The sequence below is a fragment of the Pseudomonas sp. R5(2019) genome, assembly GCF_009905435.1.
Classification (GTDB): Bacteria; Pseudomonadota; Gammaproteobacteria; order Pseudomonadales; family Pseudomonadaceae; genus Aquipseudomonas.
Genome location: NZ_JAAAMT010000080.1, coordinates 1 through 14,632, shown reverse-complemented (window position 1 = coordinate 14,632; position 14,632 = coordinate 1). Strand labels below are relative to the sequence as shown.

The 14,632-nt window shown below is 57.3% G+C and carries 13 protein-coding genes; all 13 read left to right on the top strand.

The window, feature by feature from the left end; genetic code table 11:
* Positions 1-566: 566 nt before the first annotated feature.
* The 13 genes from GUY40_RS27360 to GUY40_RS27300 all read left to right on the top strand — a co-directional run bounded on the left by GUY40_RS27360 (position 567) and on the right by GUY40_RS27300 (position 14,554).
* Entirely contained in the window at positions 567-1,250 is a 684-nt protein-coding gene (locus GUY40_RS27360) for a GntR family transcriptional regulator (RefSeq protein WP_166572027.1), read from the top strand.
* A gap of 193 nt (positions 1,251-1,443) precedes the next feature.
* Entirely contained in the window at positions 1,444-2,295 is an 852-nt protein-coding gene (locus GUY40_RS27355; protein ID WP_166572026.1) for a glycine betaine ABC transporter substrate-binding protein, read from the top strand.
* A 74-nt stretch (positions 2,296-2,369) separates the two neighbouring features.
* Entirely contained in the window at positions 2,370-3,488 is a 1,119-nt protein-coding gene (locus tag GUY40_RS27350; RefSeq protein WP_166572025.1) for a glycine betaine/L-proline ABC transporter ATP-binding protein, read from the top strand.
* Positions 3,485-4,333, top strand: a complete 849-nt coding sequence (locus tag GUY40_RS27345; protein ID WP_166572024.1) for a proline/glycine betaine ABC transporter permease — start codon at positions 3,485-3,487, stop codon at positions 4,331-4,333. The genes GUY40_RS27350 and GUY40_RS27345 overlap by 4 nt, the downstream gene beginning before the upstream one ends.
* Positions 4,330-5,181 (top strand): proline/glycine betaine ABC transporter permease, encoded by an 852-nt coding sequence (locus GUY40_RS27340; protein ID WP_166572023.1) that lies wholly within the window; start codon positions 4,330-4,332, stop codon positions 5,179-5,181. Before GUY40_RS27345 ends, GUY40_RS27340 begins: the two co-directional genes overlap by 4 nt.
* A gap of 9 nt (positions 5,182-5,190) precedes the next feature.
* Positions 5,191-6,189, top strand: a complete 999-nt coding sequence (locus tag GUY40_RS27335; protein WP_166572022.1) for a 4-hydroxyproline epimerase — start codon at positions 5,191-5,193, stop codon at positions 6,187-6,189.
* A 220-nt stretch (positions 6,190-6,409) separates the two neighbouring features.
* Positions 6,410-7,135 carry a GntR family transcriptional regulator gene (locus tag GUY40_RS27330; protein ID WP_166572028.1) on the top strand — a complete coding sequence of 242 codons (726 nt, stop codon included), beginning with the start codon at positions 6,410-6,412 and terminating at the stop codon, positions 7,133-7,135.
* A gap of 115 nt (positions 7,136-7,250) precedes the next feature.
* Entirely contained in the window at positions 7,251-8,570 is a 1,320-nt protein-coding gene (locus GUY40_RS27325) for an FAD-binding oxidoreductase (RefSeq protein ID WP_166572021.1), read from the top strand.
* A 158-nt stretch (positions 8,571-8,728) separates the two neighbouring features.
* Positions 8,729-10,060 (top strand): MFS transporter, encoded by a 1,332-nt coding sequence (locus GUY40_RS27320; RefSeq protein WP_166572020.1) that lies wholly within the window; start codon positions 8,729-8,731, stop codon positions 10,058-10,060.
* Positions 10,061-10,143: 83 nt separating this feature from the next.
* Positions 10,144-11,043 carry a dihydrodipicolinate synthase family protein gene (locus GUY40_RS27315; protein ID WP_166572019.1) on the top strand — a complete coding sequence of 300 codons (900 nt, stop codon included), beginning with the start codon at positions 10,144-10,146 and terminating at the stop codon, positions 11,041-11,043.
* A 4-nt stretch (positions 11,044-11,047) separates the two neighbouring features.
* Positions 11,048-12,544 carry an aldehyde dehydrogenase gene (locus tag GUY40_RS27310; RefSeq protein ID WP_166572018.1) on the top strand — a complete coding sequence of 499 codons (1,497 nt, stop codon included), beginning with the start codon at positions 11,048-11,050 and terminating at the stop codon, positions 12,542-12,544.
* A gap of 228 nt (positions 12,545-12,772) precedes the next feature.
* Positions 12,773-13,651, top strand: a complete 879-nt coding sequence (locus GUY40_RS27305; RefSeq protein WP_166572017.1) for a DMT family transporter — start codon at positions 12,773-12,775, stop codon at positions 13,649-13,651.
* A gap of 138 nt (positions 13,652-13,789) precedes the next feature.
* Positions 13,790-14,554 (top strand): SDR family NAD(P)-dependent oxidoreductase, encoded by a 765-nt coding sequence (locus GUY40_RS27300; protein WP_166572016.1) that lies wholly within the window; start codon positions 13,790-13,792, stop codon positions 14,552-14,554.
* Positions 14,555-14,632 lie beyond the last annotated feature (78 nt).

Below are 14,632 nucleotides of genomic sequence, written 5' to 3'. Positions count from 1 at the left end.
CGACCTCTTCGCTTCGATAAAAGAGGTCGATGGTAGTGAAAAATCCTGCGTCGCTGCCTGCCGGAGCATGGGGCGGATCAGTGAGAAATCACTGTCCAAATGCTCGTGGAATCAGTGTCCAAGTGGCCGTGGAATGAGTGTCCAAGTCAGCGTGGAATCGCTGTCCAAGTGTTCGTGGAATGGGTGTCCAAGTGCGCGTGGAATCCGCACATATAACAAGTGGGACGAGTCATAGAAGGTTCTCGCCGAGCCTGCGTCCGTGCCTGTCGCAAACGGTCATCAAGCTGTCGTGTTCGGCCATCCGTCTTTCAAGGCAGCAAAGACCCTCGTTGTCCAGGCATTTCAATAAACGACAGAAGGCTTATCTGATAGCGACCACGTCGATTGCCGCAATGAAACTATAAGTATCTGTTTTCAAACAGAAAAAATTAGTTTTCTATGTGCGTTCTTACAGTATTTTCTATGTATACATTAAGAATACAGAGCATTGACGATGGCTCGGATGCGTGCGAGTCTGAATTCCACACCCCGCCGTGATCGACGTTGAGCACCTGAGGAGGTCGTTGGTGAAAAGCGGCAAAAGCACACTGTATGACGACCTGAAGCGTCAAATCCTCACGATGGAGCTCGATCCTGATGAGGCCCTCGACGAGGTCAGTCTGAGCGAGCGCTACGGGCTCTCCAGAACGCCGGTCCGGGAAGTGTTTCGTCGTCTTGCCGGCGAGGGTTATATCGACATCAGGGAAAATCGCGGGGCGCGCGTTATTCCCATGAATCATTCGACGCTCAGGAGCTTTTTCCAGGTCGCTCCGATGGTCTATGCCGCCATTGGCCGTCTTGCCGTCAACAACTTCAAGCCACGGCAAATGGTCGATTTGAAAGAAACGCAAATGCGGTTCCGGCGGGCCACCGAAGCTCACGATGCGTTGGCGATGGTGGTGGAAAACAACCGCTTCCACGCGATCATGGGCGAAATGGCGGGTAACCCCTATCTGGAGCCCAGCCTGGAAAGATTACTGATCGATCATGCCCGCATTGGCCACACCTTTTTTCGTCCTCGCGATGAGGATATGGAGCGACGCCTCCATCTGTCTGCCGAACATCATGATTTGTTTATTGAAGCCATTGAGCGACGTGACGAAGACGCCGTGGTTGATCTGGTCTTTGAGCACTGGGAACTTTCCCGGGAAAACATGGAAATGTTTATCGCCCCGCCAGGCATGAAAGCCGACCTGCCTTTCGGGGTGTGAAGGATAACGAAGAGATAACAAGCACTCGGGCCCACCCGGGCGCTTGAGGCTGGCGCCTGCCCGATCCAGCGGGTCGCCAACTGATGGGCAGTGATAACGACAGAAGTTGTAAGGGTTGTACCGTTCCGTTTCATGTCATCGGCCGCTGCTTCGCGCAGGCCAACAATAATCCAACCGATCATCGGGGAAGGCTATGAAAAGAATCTGGAAGGCAGTCTGTGCAGTGGCATTGATGGGCATGGCGATATTGCCTGTTCAAGCAGAAGAGAAAAACATCACGATGGGTACACTGTCGTGGGAAGACCTGACGCCCATTACCGGTATTACCAAAAAGGTGCTGGAAAACTCTGGCTACACCGTCAAGGTCATCGAGTTCTCCGAGTGGGGTATTGCCTATGCCGCCTTGAGCAAGGGCGATATCCAGATGCTGGCTTCACAGACCGATTATGCGGCCCAGGATTACTGGAATAAAAACAAGAACCGCCTGGAAAAGCTGTCTCCGGTGTCGTTCGGTCTTTATCAGGGTATTGCGGTTCCCAAGTATGTTGAGGTCGACTCGCTCGATCAACTGAATGCCAATGCCGATAAGTTCAACGGCAAGATCATCGGTATCGAGCCCGGTTCCGGATTGATGAGTGATGCGACCAAGGCCGTCAGTGAATACGGCATCAAGTTGCAATTGGTTGAAGGCAGTACCGCGGCCATGACCGCGGCGTTGAAATCCGCCGTCGACCGCAAAGAACCTATCGCTGTAGCGATTTGGGAACCCTCCTGGATGGCGCAGAAGTTTGACATGAAGTTCCTGAAGGATCCGAAGGGTATTTTCCCTCCGCCACAAGGCTACTACTGGATTGGTCACAAGGATTTCGCTGCGCAATACCCACGTGCGCGTGAAGTGGTCGCCAGCGTTTATGTGCCCCTGGCTGATATCACCGCAATCAATGGTGAAGTCAAGGATGGTAAAAGCATGGATCAAGCCGTCAACGACTGGACGGGCCGCCATGCTGAATTGTTGAAACGCTGGGAAAACGTAAAACAACGATAAAGATCCGTACTTTTTGTCACTGCCGACATTTGATCAATAACAAAGCCAGTCACGCTGGTGAGACAGGTTACAAAATGACAACGGCCAATATAGACGTTAATGAAGTGCTGGTGGATTGCCAGTCGGTCTGGAAAATCTTCGGTCAGAACGCGCCCGCCGCCATGAACGCGGTGGTCAAGGAAGGGCTGACCAAGACTCAGATTCTGCAGAACTACGGCTGCGTGGTCGGCGTGTCTGATGTGAGTCTGCAGGTCCGCCGCGGCGAGATCTTCTGCATCATGGGCCTGTCCGGCAGTGGCAAATCCACCCTGATCAGGCTGCTCAACAAGCTCATCACACCCAGCTCGGGAAAAGTCCTTGTCAAAGGCAAGGACCTTTCCTCGCTGTCGCCGGCACAGCTGCGAGAAGTCCGTGCTCGCAATATCGGCATGGTCTTTCAAAGTGTTGCCTTGCTGCCCAACCGTACTGTGCTGGAGAACACCGCGTTCGGCCTGGAAGTGCAAGGGGTTGGCAAGGCCGAGCGTTACAAGGTGGCAGAGCGTGCCCTGGCCAAAGTCGGCCTGACTGACTGGACATCCCGCTACCCTGGCGAGTTGTCTGGCGGCATGCAGCAACGGGTGGGACTTGCGCGGGCCATTACCGCCGACCCTGAAGTGATTCTGATGGATGAACCTTTCAGTGCGCTGGACCCGTTGATTCGCCGGCAGCTGCAGGATGAATTCCGTCAATTGACCAAGGACCTCGGCAAGTCAGCGGTCTTCATTACCCACGACCTGGATGAAGCGATCCGCATCGGTGATCGCATCGCAATCATGAAGGATGGCGTGATCATTCAGGTCGGTACCGCTGAAGACATCGTGCTCAACCCGGCTGACGATTATGTCGCCGAGTTTGTGGCAGGCATCTCGAGGCTGCATCTGGTCAGGGCTCACTCGGTGATGACGCCGGTCGAGGTCTATAAGGCGGCCAATCCGGGCAGTGATGTCAACCGCTTCACCAAGACTTCACCCGAGGCCGATATCAACGAGTTGATCGGCCTGACGATCAAGTCTGAGCGTGACGCACTGGCGGTTGTCGACCAGGGCGTGGTGATCGGAATCATCACGCTGCGCGATCTGCTGCGAGGCGTGCAGGGTATCCCGAACGAATTCGTGGCCCCGGAATCGACCACTGTTGTGGAGGCGTCGACATGAGCATTCCCAATTTTGCCAGCGAGTTCGATTCGGTTGTCGATTCGAGCCTTGAGTGGCTGATGGACAACGGCGAGTTTGTCTTCGATGCCGTCAATTCAGGGCTGACCGGTTTGTACGAGGGCGTGCAGTGGTGCATCGCCTATCCGCCCCATTACCTGATTGCGCTGCTGATGGGGGTGATCGGCTGGCGCGCCGTGGGCGTGCGGTTTGCAGTGCTCACAACGCTGGCATTGCTGTTTTGCGCTGTCATGGGCTTGTGGCCGCAGACCGTCAGCACCCTGGCCCTGGTGATCACGGCTACGGTGCTGGCATTGATGGTCGCCATTCCGTTGGGCGTGGTGGCGGGGCTGACACCGGCATTCGACCGGGTGGCCGATCCGTTGCTGGATCTGGTGCAGACCTTGCCACCCTACATTTATCTGCTGCCGGCCATTGCGCTGCTCGGATATGGCCCGGCAACGGCACTGATGGCGACCTTTATCGTGGCGGTGCCCCCGGCGCTGCGGTTGACCTCGCTGGGCATCCGCATGACACCCAAGGAGTTCGTCGAATTGGGTGAGGCCAGCGGCGTGACCGGCTGGCAGATGTTTTTCAAGATTCGCTTGCCGTTCGCCTTGCCCAGCATCATGGCCGGGGTCAACCAGAGCCTGATGATGGCCTTCGGCATGGTGGTGATCGCTGGCATCGTCGGGTCCGGCGGCCTGGGTGAATCCATCTATGGTGCGATTCGCACGCTGGATATTGCCAAGTCGATCAACGCGGCGATTGCCATCGTGATCTTGACCATGATTCTGGACCGCCTGGCCCAGAGCGCCGCCAAAACTCGAATCGGAGAGAGCCAATGAGCACCTTGGAACTGAGTTTTTCTCCAGGCCAATACCTGGCGCCCGCCGTTGATTGGCTCAACGCCAACCTGCATGGGCTTTTTGCGGGCATCAGTCGGGTCATTGAAACCGTCCTGGGCGCCGTTGAAGGTGTGTTGCTGGCGCCGCCGGCGTTTGTATTGATCGGTATCGTCGTGGCGCTGGCGTTCTTTTTCGCCAATCTGCGTGTGGCGATATTCGCCGCGGTGATGCTCGCCTTCTGCCTGTTTTCAGGGCTGTGGGTCGCGTCCATGCAGACGATTGCCCTGGTGTCCGTGTCGGTATTGATCTCGGTGGCCATTGCCTTCCCGCTGGGCGTGTTGGCCGCGCGGAAGAAACGTGTCGATGCCGCGTTCTTGCCGATTCTCAACGTGATGCAGACCGTGCCGCCGTGGGTTTACCTGATCCCTGCGGTGATGCTGTTCAGCCTGGGGCGCGTGCCGGCAATCATCGCAACCATCGTCTATGGCATTCCGCCGATGCTGAGGTTGACCACGCTGGCGTTCAAGCAACTGCCCAAGGATCTGCTGGAACTGGGGCAAGCGATTGGCGCCTCGCCACGCACCATTCTGTTGAAAATCGAATTGCCTACCGCCGCGCCGACGCTGCTGGTCGGGCTGAACCAATGCATCCTGCTTTCCCTGGCGATGGTGGTGTTGGCAGGCCTGGTGGGGGCGGGCGGCCTGGGCGCTGAAGTGACCCGCGGGCTGACCCGGATGGAGATGGGCCTGGGGCTTCGCGCCGGGTTGGCAATCGTGGCGGTTGCGCTGCTGCTGGATCGGCTGTCGCGTGGCGCACTGCAGCGCCATTCCCCTCGTCAACTGGCGTGAGAAACGGGCATGAGACGTAGCTTCTTTTGTGTGGATTCCCATGCCTGCGGCAACCCGGTGCGCGTGCTGGTAGGTGGCGGGCCTGTATTGCCGAATGTGTCGATGGCCGAGCGCCGCGAGATTTTCGTGCGCGATCACGACTGGATTCGTACCGCGCTGATGTTCGAGCCTCGTGGCCACGACATCATGTCCGGCGCCATCATCTATCCCTCGGTGCGTGAAGATTGTGACTTTGGCGCACTGTTTATCGAGGTCAGCGGCTGCCTGCCGATGTGCGGCGCGGGCACCATCGGGCTTTCGACCGTGGTGATCGAGGAGGGCCTGATCACGCCGCGCGAACCCGGCACCCTGGCGATCGAGACGCCAGCCGGGCGAGTGGATGTGCAGTACATCATGAACGGCGAAACGGTCGAGTCCATTCGCTTGTTCAACGTCAACAGCTACCTGCACCGTTCGGATGTGCAAGTCGATGTGCCCGGTGTCGGTACGCTTACCGTGGATATTGCCTATGGCGGCAACTACTACGCCGTTGTCGAACCGCAAGCCGCATGGGCTGGCCTGGAGGGCCTGGCGGCGGCGGACATCGTAGGCTTGAGCCAGAAGCTGCGATCGGCGTTGGCCGATATCTGTAATCCGGTGCATCCCGAAGACAGTCGAATCAAGGGCGTTCACCACGTGATCTGGTGTGACGAAGCGCGCAGCATCACGGCGCACGGTCGCTGCGCGGTGTTCTACGGCGACAAGGCCATTGACCGTTCACCGGGCGGCACCGGTACCTCCGCGCGCATGGCCCAGTTGTTCGGCAAAGGGCGCTTGAAGGTGGGCGATACCTACCGGCACGAGAGCCCGATCGGCACGATCTTCGAAGGCAAGGTCGAGTCAGCCGTCAAAGTCGGAACCTATGACGGGATAAAGCCCAGCATCACCGGCTGGGCCCAGGTCACCGGCCACAACACGATCTTCGTCGATGACAAGGACCCCCTCGCTCACGGGTTCCAGCTGGCGTAGCTGAGCGGCGGCGAGCCAGGCTGGTGAAGTAGCGGCCTTCATGGTAGAGGTACGCCGGGGGGCAAATCGAGCGGGCCACACACACTGTCCGCGACCGTTTATCTCCTCATTGCCACGGCTCTGCCTGGCACCTATCGCGACTGTAGACACATTGTATACTGTGATCTATAGTGAGAATACAAATTGTAGACACGGCAGATGCTTGCCCATGAAGGTTTCTATGAAGGCGACAACAGAGCTTGATCCGAAGGCGGTTGCGGATCTCCCTATTGATCGAAAAGCCGTGCTGGGTGAGGCGCTTCGGCGTCGCATCCTGAGCATGGACCTGGCCCCTGGCGCGGTCATCGATGAATTTGCGTTGTGCGAGGAATTCGGGCTTTCGCGTCCACCGGTACGCGAGCTGATGCGGCAGATGGCCGCTGAAGGCTATATCGAGCTTGAAGCCAATCGCGCTGCGCGCGTGTCGTCGATGAGTTATCAATCGCTGCGCAGTTTTTTCCTCGCGGCGCCATTGATCTACATCGCCACGACTCAGCTGGCGGCCACCAACGCAACACTGGCCGAAATTGAAGAGTTGAAACGCATCCAAAGTCTGTTCCGCCGCGCCATCGAAGAAATCGATGTCGATAAACGCGTGCTTTATAACGATGAGTTCCATCTGCAAATCGGCAGAATGGCGCGTAATGCTTATTTGATGCCCAGCTTGCAACGTTTGCTGATTGATCATGCACGGCTGGGAAAAATCTTCTATCGCCATCCGACCACAACGGATATGCAAGAAGACCTTCAAACGGCGGCGCTGCAACATGATCAGATGATCAGCGCCATTGAAAGCAATGATCCGGTATTGGCCGGCGATATTGTTCGTGCGCATCTGGAACTGTCCCGACGTCGCATGGCCGACTATGCCGCTCCGGAAGGAATGGACGTTTCACTCACCTATTAATTATTAACGCCGGGCCCCATTGCATCAGTACGACACACAACGTGTCAGTGATTTCGCTGTTGCAGTGGGGAAGTTTTAACGTCAGTCCTTATTTATAAGAATCCAGGTCGCAGACATGGCAAAAGTAACTCATACCCCTGCAGATGATTCTACCTGCGGCTGGTTTCACCTCAGTCCACCCAGAAAGCCACGGCCGGCTCACTCCGGTATCCGTAATGCTCGCTGGGTCGTGGTGGGTGCAGGTTTTACCGGGCTGGCGGCGGCTCGCCAATTGGCGCTCAACTTTCCGGACGACGAGATTGTATTGATCGAGGCGCAAGAGGTCGGTTACGGCTCCTCGGGCAGAAATGCAGGCTTTGCAATTGATTTGCCCCATGATATCGGTGCCGATGACTATATTGGTGATATCGCCACTGCCAAAATGAGCCTGCGCCTGAACTTGACCGGCCAGAACATCCTGAAGGATCTGGTCAAACAGCACGGCATTGAATGCCAGCTGCGTGCCTGTGGCAAGTATCAGGCCGCCATCGAAGATCGTGGCATCGCGGTGCTGGATGCCTATCGTCGAGGGCTGGACAAGCTCGGGCAGGAATACCAGGTCATCGAAGAAAAAGAGTTGCCCGAGCACATTGGCACGCATTTCTACAGAAAAGCGCTGTTTACCCCCGGCACGGCGCTTGTACAGCCTGCCGCGCTGGTGAAGGGGCTGGCCGACAGCCTGCCCGCCAACGTCACCCTCTACGAAAATATGCCCATTACCGAAGTGCAGTATGGTGAAAAAACCATTCTGACCCATCAAGGCGGGCGTATTGTCGCCGACAAACTCGTGCTGACCAACAATGCCTTTGCCATGAGTTTCGGTTTTCTGAAAGGGCGCATGCTGCCGATCTTTACCTATGCCAGCTTGACGCGGGAACTCACCGAGGCCGAGCAGGCCCGCCTGGGCGGCGCGCCTTACTGGGGTGTGATTCCCGCCGACCCGTTTGGCACCACGTTGCGCCGCACGGTCGATAACCGTTTGCTGGTGCGCAACAGTTTCAGTTTCAATGCCGACGGGCGCGCCAACCCGAAATATCTTCAGCGCTTTGTCAAACGCCACCGGGATTCATTCGAACGTCGATTCCCCATGCTTCCGGATGTCAATTTTGAATATACCTGGGGCGGCGCATTAAGCCTCTCTCGTAATCACATGGCGCATTTTGGCAAGTTCACCGATAACGTTTTCGGCGCCGTGTGCTGCAATGGACTCGGCGTGACCCGCGGAACGGTCACGGGCACGCTGTTGGCCGACTGGTTGGCCGGCAAGAAAAGCGATCTTATCGACTTTTTGCTGGCGTCTCCGGGGCCCAATAAAAACCCACCGGAGCCTTTGCTTTCGGCAGGTGTAAACATGAACCTTATATGGGGTCAGTGCCGAGCCGGCAAAGAAAGCTGATACCGCCAACACACGGTTTTGCGAAGTCAATGTAATAAAGGGTTGGACGTGATAAAGCCGTTTGGTTTTTCGCTTTTGACCTTGACGGGTTTAACTCGCTTGATTTTTGGGTGGTCGCTTTAATCCGCTCAATAAACGAGGCGCAACAGGAGACAATAATGACAAGTCCTGCTCCATCGATTGAAGATGTTCCTCTCAATAACTTTCACCGGCTGTTGACTGCCCGTTCCGGCGGCGGGTCATTTGTAGATGGGTATGTGCTCAGTATTATCGGCATTGCCATGATTCAGATGTCCGCGTCCCTGAAGTTGTCTGATTTCTGGCAAGGCATGATTGCAGCGGCCGCGTTGATCGGCGTGTTTTTTGGCGGTTTTCTGGGTGGCTGGCTGACCGATAAATTAGGCCGCAAGAAAGTCTACTTTTTCGGCCCGACCCTGTTCATCGTGTGTTCATTGGCGCAGCTGTGGGTTGAATCGGTCGAGGGATTGTTCGCCCTCAGATTGATCATTGGCCTGGCGGTGGGCATCGAATACCCGGTGGCAACCTCGCTGCTGGTTGAATTCCTGCCGAAAAAACAACGAGGCCCACGCTTGGCGGCGCTGACCATTCTGTGGTTCGCCGGTGCAGCCTTTGCTTATGTGGTGGGCAACGCGATTCTCAACGTGGGTGGGGATGAGGCTTGGCGGTATGTGCTGGCCAGCGCCTCGGTCATTGGCTTTGCGCTGCTGCTGTTGCGCCTCGGTACGCCCGAGTCCCCTCGCTGGTTGCTGAGCAAAGGCCGTGATGGCGAAGCGGATCGAGTGATCAAACGCGTTTACGGCAATGGTTTTTCGCTGCGCAATCTGCCGGAACAGCCGGATGAGCGAAAAATGTCGTTCAAGGATCTGCTGCGATCTGGCTACGGCAAGCGCTTGTTCTTTGTTTCCGTGTTCTGGACCTGCTCGATCATTCCTGTGTTTGCCGTGTATGCGTTTGCACCCAAAGTGCTGCAGGCGCTGAACTTGAAAGGCGAGTGGGCGGAGTACGGCTCGATCGCCATCACGCTGCTGTTCGTGATCGGTTGCATTCTGGCCACCCGGCTGATCAATCGTATCGGTCGTCGCAGCATGCTGATCAACAGCTTTCTGTGGTCGGGTATTGCGCTGCTGATGCTGGCGCTGTTTTCCGACAGTAATGAAATTCTGGTGCTGGTTCTGTTCGGTGCCTATGCGCTGTTCATTGGTGGCGCCCAGGTATTGCAACTGGTTTACCCCAATGAGCTTTTTCCAACCGAAATACGCGCCTTTGCCGTCGGCATCGGTACCTCGCTGTCTCGCATCGGGGCGGCGGTCGGTACCTACCTGGTGCCTATTTCGCTTCAGACCCTGGGTATTGCCAACACGATGTATATCGCCGCGGCCGTGACCATGGTCGGCCTGATCGCCGCTTGGGCGATGGCGCCTGAAACCCGTTCCCTGAGCTTGCGTGATGCCGCCGCGCTCACCAGCTGAAACCCTGGTTTGTTCAATGTCCCCGACTCATGGCGGTGGACGCTGTGTCGGGGCATGCCCCTCTAGTCAACGGAGAAACTGCGATGAAATTTGAAGGTATCTACACCCCTGCGATCACCCCACTGGCCGCCAACGGTGATATTGATAAGGCCGCTTTCGCCGAGGTGCTTGAATCCCTGATCGATGCCAAAGTACACGGCATTATCATTGGTGGTTCGACCGGCGAATATTACGCGCACACCGCTCAGGAGCGCATTGAGCTGGCGGCCCAGGCCAAGGATGTGATCGGCGGCCGTCTGCCGTTGATCGTTGGCACAGGTGCGACTCGCACTGAAGATTCGGTCGAGTACGCAAAGGCCGCACGTGACATCAAGGCCGATGCCTTGCTGGTGGGTTCGCCTCCCTACGCGTTGCCAACCGAAAAGGAAAACGCCATTCATGCATTGACCATCGATCGTGCCGCGGGCCTGCCGATCATGCTCTACAACTACCCTGGGCGTATGGGCGTGAGCATGGGCGAGGAATATTTTTCGACCGTTTCCGAGTCCAAAAACATCATCGCCATCAAGGAAAGCTCGGGCGATATGAACCAGGTCCATCGCCTGGCGCGCAACTACCCGAACATCGCTCTGTCTTGCGGCTGGGATGATCAGGCGCTCGAGTTCTTCGCCTGGGGCGCCCGCAGCTGGGTGTGCGCTGGCTCCAACTTCATTCCTCGCGAGCACGTAGCACTGTATGAAGCCTGCGTGATCGAAAAGGACTTCGATAAAGGCCGCAAAATCATGTCGGCGTTCATGCCGCTGATGGACTTCCTGGAAACCGGCAAGTTTGTCCAGTCCATCAAGTACGGCTGTGAGTTGAATGGCCTGCGCACCGGCAGCGTCCGCTCGCCGCTGCAGCCGCTGTACGAGCACGAGAAAGAAGTCCTGAAGGACGTCATTGCCACCCTCAAGCGTGAAGTCGCGCAGATTACCGGAGCTTGAAGCCATGAGCGATCTCTTGACCACGGCGCAATACGCCGCCATCGCTGAAAAGCTGGTCTTGCCAACGCAAGCCTTCATCAATGGTGCCAATTACACCTCGGGTTCGGGCAAGACGTTTGCCACCGTCAACCCGGCCACCAACCAGGTGCTGACCGAAATCACCGCCTGCAACGCCGACGACGTCAACGTGGCGGTGGCCAATGCCAACGAGGCCTATGAAGACGGGCGCTGGCACAAGCTGAGCCCCGGCGCGCGCAAGAAAGTGTTGCTGCGCTTCGCCGACCTGCTCGAAGAAAACCTGGTCGAGCTCTCGGTGATGGAGAGCCTGGACAGCGGCAAGCCGATTCGTGAATGCCAACTCACCGACATTCCCGAAACCATTCACATGATTCGCTGGCACGCCGAGCTGATTGACAAGATCTACGACAGCACCGCGCCGGTCGGTTCCGACGCCCTGACGCTGGTGGTCCGCGAGCCTATCGGTGTGGTCGGTCTGGTACTGCCGTGGAACTTCCCGTTGCTGATGCTGGCCTGGAAGATCGGCCCGTCGTTGGCAGCCGGTTGCTCGGTCATCGTCAAACCGGCCAAGGAAACCACCCTGACGGCCGTTCGTGTTGCCCAACTGGCCTTTGAAGCCGGGATTCCGGCCGGCGTGTTCAACGTTGTCACCGGTGGCGGCAAGGATGTCGGCGAGCCATTGGGCCGTCATATGGACGTGACCATGGTCAGCTTCACCGGCTCCACGGACACCGGTCGGCTGTTCCTGCACTACGCCGCAGAATCGAACCTCAAGCGCATCGTGCTGGAGTGCGGGGGCAAGAACCCTGCCGTGGTGATGGACGACGTCGAGGACCTGGATCTGGTGGCTTCCCACGTGGTCAACGGCGCGTTCTGGAACATGGGCGAAAACTGCTCGGCTTCCTCGCGCCTGATTGTTCACGCGGATATCAAGGACGACCTGCTCAAGCGTATCGACGTACAGATGCGCGAGTGGAAGATGGGCAACCCGCTGGACCCGCAGAACCGTGTCGGCTCGATGGTCAGCAAGGCGCACTTCGAGAAAGTTCGCTCCTACCTCGACCAGGCGGGCGTCGAAAAACTGGATGTGGTATTCGGCGGCAATACTGAACAAGGTATTTTCGTCGAGCCGACCGTTGTCGATGGCGTCGGCTCCGATAGCCGCCTGTTCAAGGAAGAGATTTTTGGCCCGGTGCTCACCGTGACGACCTTTACCGACATCAACGAAGCCATCGCCCTGGCCAATGACTCGGTTTATGGCCTGGCCGCGTCGGTCTACACCGATAACCTGCGCCACGCGATCAAGCTGTCACGCGAAATTCGCGCCGGCGTTGTGACGGTCAACTGCTTCGGTGAAGGTGATGCTTCAACGCCGTTTGGCGGTTACAAGGAGTCCGGCTTTGGTGGGCGTGACAAGTCGATCTGGGCTCACGACCAGTACACTGAACTGAAAACCATCTGGATCGATGTATCGGAGCGGTAAGTCTCTCGCATCAACGTTGTTGTAAAGCACGCCCCCCTTTCGGTTGACGGGCCGAAAGGGGGGCTGCCCCAAAAAATAATCTGCACCACACGATGCAGTGATAACGATCAATAACAAAAATTTCTTTCTGTCTTCTGCGAAACAACAATAAAAGCTGACGGGTCCAGACAGACGCTATTACTCCGTGCGCGATGCATTTGGCTCACTTTCTTTTCTAGAAAACTTCAAATGACCTCCCATCGTACTGCCCTTACTTCTGCCCATGTCACCGCTTTACTCTTTGGTTTAACCGGTATTTTTGGCGCTTTGATCAATGCCGATGCAAGCGTTATCACTTTCGGTCGAGCGGCCTTCGCCATGCTCGCACTGCTGGCGTTTGCGTTCGTGCAACGATGCCCGATCGTTCAGCACCTGAATGCATTCAAGGCAGGGCTCTTTATCTTGAGCGGTCTGCTTTTGGCCGCCCATTGGGTGACGTTCTTCATCGCGATCAAAGTGGGTGGCGTCGCCGTTGCCACGCTGGGCTTTGCCAGCTTTCCGGCCTTTATCGCGGTGCTGGATATTCTGATATTCCGCGAGAAAATCCACCTCAAGGAATCGATTTTGCTGGCGCTGGTAACCCTGGGATTGGTGCTTGTCACGCCGTCGTTCGACATGGCGGATCAGGGCACGCTCGGGCTGCTCTGGGGGCTGGGGTCGGGGCTGTCGTTTGCGCTGTTGGCCATCACCAACCGGCGCGCCGCCAAAGGGGTCGACGCCGTGCAGGTGGCCTTCTGGCAAAACGTCACGGTGGCGGTGGTCATGCTCCCGTTCGCCTCGACAGGGCTCGCTGAGCTGGGTACCGACGACTGGGTGAATCTGGCGCTGTTGGGCGTGTTTTGCACCGGCCTGTCTCAATATCTGTTTATCAAGAGCCTTGAAAGGCTCAATGCGAGAAGTGCCGGCATGATCATCTCGCTGGAACCGGTGTACGCCATTGCCTGCGCCTGGTGGTTGTTCCAGGAGGAGCCTTCTTACCGAATGCTGGGCGGTGCAATGTTGATCGTTCTGGCGATTTTGCTGTCGGCTCAGGTGAAGGCACCCAAGCAATGCGTCCTTTCAGACTGATCGCGGGCGTGACTGAAGCCTGAGCATCGTCTGAACGGACGTTGCCGTGCTGACTTCCTGACCGCAAAAATCCGCTTATTGGCTGAGGTTGGCTCTGACGATTTCTTGATTTTTCAACAACAAAAACCCAGGAAAAACATGAATATCTCCTCTGAGCGATTGTTTGATTTGTCAGGTCGGGTTGCGCTGGTAACGGGGTCGGGGCAAGGCATGGGGCTGGGCATCGTCCGGGCCCTGGCCACCCAGGGCGCGCGGGTGATCATCAATGATTATTATGCCGAACGCGCCGAAAGCAGTGCCAAAGCCCTGCAAGCCGAAGGCTTGCAGGTGTGCGCAGCGCCCGGCGACATCACCGTCCCGCACATTCGCGAACAGATCATCGCAACCGCGCGCGAGACGTTTGGCGAGATCGATATCCTGGTCAATAACGCCGGGGTACCCCCGGGCATGCCCGAGTCATTGCGACAGTTCAAGGATCTGGAAGACAAGGATTTCGAGCAACAACTGGACCTTAACTTACGCGCCATTCTGGGCCTGACCCGATTGGTGGTCGACGGTATGTGCGAGCGCCAATTCGGTCGCATCGTCATTATCAGCTCCGAATCATGGCGAGTCGGGCTCAGTTACGGCTTGAGCAACTACGCCGCTGCGAAGGCCGCTGCACTGGGCTTCATGCGTCAGTTGTCCCATGAAGTCGGCCGCAGTGGCGTCACCGCCAATGCGCTGTCACTGGGCTGCATGAATAATTTCGGCTATGACGAAACAGCCAAGGCGACAACGGCGGTCGGCCGCGCCGGCACGCCTGAAGATGTCGGCGCTGCGGTGGCGTTTCTGGCTTCGGCCGAAGCCTCGTGGATGACGGGGCAGGTGCTTGCGCTCAATGGCGGGTCAGTCACGGCGTAATCAAACAGCCTTCACCACAAATGCAGAGCTGGGAATGTAGGAGCGGACCTGGCCGCGATGGGCCGCGAAGCGGCCCCG

Excerpts from the sequence above, each read along its gene's own strand:
- GUY40_RS27355 (WP_166572026.1), top strand. The coding sequence starts at position 1,444 with ATGAAAAGAATCTGGAAGGCAGTCTGTGCAGTGGCATTGATGGGCATG.
- GUY40_RS27350 (WP_166572025.1), top strand. The coding sequence starts at position 2,370 with ATGACAACGGCCAATATAGACGTTAATGAAGTGCTGGTGGATTGCCAG.
- GUY40_RS27345 (WP_166572024.1), top strand. The coding sequence starts at position 3,485 with ATGAGCATTCCCAATTTTGCCAGCGAGTTCGATTCGGTTGTCGATTCG.
- GUY40_RS27340 (WP_166572023.1), top strand. The coding sequence starts at position 4,330 with ATGAGCACCTTGGAACTGAGTTTTTCTCCAGGCCAATACCTGGCGCCC.
- GUY40_RS27335 (WP_166572022.1), top strand. The coding sequence starts at position 5,191 with ATGAGACGTAGCTTCTTTTGTGTGGATTCCCATGCCTGCGGCAACCCG.
- GUY40_RS27330 (WP_166572028.1), top strand. The coding sequence starts at position 6,410 with ATGAAGGCGACAACAGAGCTTGATCCGAAGGCGGTTGCGGATCTCCCT.
- GUY40_RS27325 (WP_166572021.1), top strand. The coding sequence starts at position 7,251 with ATGGCAAAAGTAACTCATACCCCTGCAGATGATTCTACCTGCGGCTGG.
- GUY40_RS27320 (WP_166572020.1), top strand. The coding sequence starts at position 8,729 with ATGACAAGTCCTGCTCCATCGATTGAAGATGTTCCTCTCAATAACTTT.
- GUY40_RS27315 (WP_166572019.1), top strand. The coding sequence starts at position 10,144 with ATGAAATTTGAAGGTATCTACACCCCTGCGATCACCCCACTGGCCGCC.
- GUY40_RS27310 (WP_166572018.1), top strand. The coding sequence starts at position 11,048 with ATGAGCGATCTCTTGACCACGGCGCAATACGCCGCCATCGCTGAAAAG.
- GUY40_RS27305 (WP_166572017.1), top strand. The coding sequence starts at position 12,773 with ATGACCTCCCATCGTACTGCCCTTACTTCTGCCCATGTCACCGCTTTA.
- GUY40_RS27300 (WP_166572016.1), top strand. The coding sequence starts at position 13,790 with ATGAATATCTCCTCTGAGCGATTGTTTGATTTGTCAGGTCGGGTTGCG.